This window comes from Myxococcus vastator (genome assembly GCF_010894475.1).
In the GTDB taxonomy this organism is placed as follows: domain Bacteria; phylum Myxococcota; class Myxococcia; order Myxococcales; family Myxococcaceae; genus Myxococcus; species Myxococcus vastator.
In genome coordinates this window covers 1-1,609 of the sequence record NZ_JAAIYB010000815.1, presented here as the reverse complement: position 1 = coordinate 1,609, position 1,609 = coordinate 1, and the positions used below count along the sequence as shown (strand labels likewise).

Here is a 1,609-nt window from a genome sequence, read left to right as displayed (position 1 = left end):
GCCCGCGAAGCGGCTCAAAAGCGGCGTGCCGCGTCCGCCCTCCGGGACGTCCACCTCCGGCCGCCCGGCCTCCGCGAACACGGCGCCCGGGACCTCCCCTTCCCTCACGCTGCCCAATATCACCCGGTACTCCGGCGGCAGCCGCGCCAGCACGCCGAAGCGCTGGCGCATTCCGCCCGGTGGGCACATGAAGGTGGCGGACAGCTCCACGAAGGACTGGCGCGGCGCCGCGGCGTGCGCGGTCCGCGCGCAGGGCGAGCCTCCGGAAGCCAGCGGCATCGCGTCCCAGACGCTCGCGGCGATGGCGTCACGCCGCGCGTCCAGCGCGGCCCGTGTGAGGAGCGAGCCCCCGTCCGCCTCGGCCAGGAGCAACGCCAGCGTCCGCGGCGTCATCGTCAACACCTGACGGACCTCGGGCGCTTCGGGCCCGGCGCGGTGCGCTTCGATATAAAGGATGTCGGCGTCGTGCGCGGCGGCGGCGCCCGCGGCCAGCAGCAGGCACGCGAGCATGGCCCGGGGGGAGACCCACGTCATGTCCCCTCCAGCCTGCCGTCACCGCCCGCCCGCGTCCACCCCGGGCGCTACTCCGAGACGAAGCGCAGCTCCACCTGCTGGCGGCCGCTCATCGGGTCATGCCGCGCGCCGCAGGAGAAGCAGTGGAGGGCCTGGTCCCAATCCCAGACGACCTTCACCTCTTCGCCGCAGCAGAGCATGGGCATGACGCGCAGCAGCTCGTCCGGCTCTGGCGCCATGGGGCCCGGCAGCGCCTCCGGCTCCACCGCCACGAAGGTCGGCCGGGGGTTGACGGCAAGCGTGCGCGCCACATGCGCCAGCTGCTCGTACCGCACGTGGTTGGCCCAGCCGCGCGCCACGGCCTCCAGGTGCCCCTGCTGGGCGGGCGTGAGGAAGGCATCCGCCTCCGCGCGGTGGCCGCAGTACGGGCAGCCCCAGACGGGAACGCCCTCCACGCACTCGTGGGCGTTCTCGAAGGGAAAGAAGCCCAGGAGCTTGTGCAGCACCGCGCGCGAGTCCATGGGCCCCGGACGCGTCTTGAAGGGCCGCTGACACTCCGGGCACTCGCGGCGTGTGAAGCCCACGGAGTCCCGCGGCAGCTCCACCCCCATCACCTCGGGCGCCCGGCGCCTCACGCCGAGGCCGCCCGACGGCCGTGAGACACCACCGCCAGCAGGAACGCCACCATCGCGAACAACAGCAACAGGTGGACCCAGTAACCCTCGGTGGAGCCAGTGGCCAACCCCAGCCCCCACAACACCATCAGGATGATTCCCATCGTCCAGTACACGCCGCACCTCCACGCACGCACCACAGCCTGGCGCGGGCAAACCTAGGAACAGGCCCCCGGACGGGCAACCCGGTCCTTTTCACAGCCTCCCGTTGGGAACGGCACGTCCCAAACCGGGTATTTTTTCAGCTCCGCCAGGGAATCCAGCGCACCCGAAGTGGCGAATTCGTTGGCGCTCTTAAGGAGGAACACGCCGCGTGCGACCTCTGGCACGCGGGCTGCTTAGGCGCTGCTCCGTCGGCAGGTCGGTACATCCGTATGAGTACACGGGGCGCGAGCGGCACGGCGGCGCCGGGAGGGGTGGGA

General features: G+C 71.8%; 2 protein-coding genes and 1 pseudogene. All 3 read right to left on the bottom strand.

The genetic code is table 11. The features are described 5' to 3' along the window. A pseudogene (locus G4D87_RS37560) lies at window positions 1–534 on the bottom strand (HupE/UreJ family protein); the annotation flags it as partial. Window positions 535–581: 47 nt separating this feature from the next. Then, window positions 582–1,148 carry a hypothetical protein gene (locus G4D87_RS37555; protein WP_163787561.1) on the bottom strand — a complete coding sequence of 189 codons (567 nt, stop codon included), beginning with the start codon at window positions 1,146–1,148 and terminating at the stop codon, window positions 582–584. Further along, window positions 1,145–1,303, bottom strand: a complete 159-nt coding sequence (locus G4D87_RS37550; RefSeq protein ID WP_163787560.1) for a lmo0937 family membrane protein — start codon at window positions 1,301–1,303, stop codon at window positions 1,145–1,147. The genes G4D87_RS37555 and G4D87_RS37550 overlap by 4 nt, the downstream gene beginning before the upstream one ends. Between the last annotated feature and the right edge of the window lie 306 nt (window positions 1,304–1,609).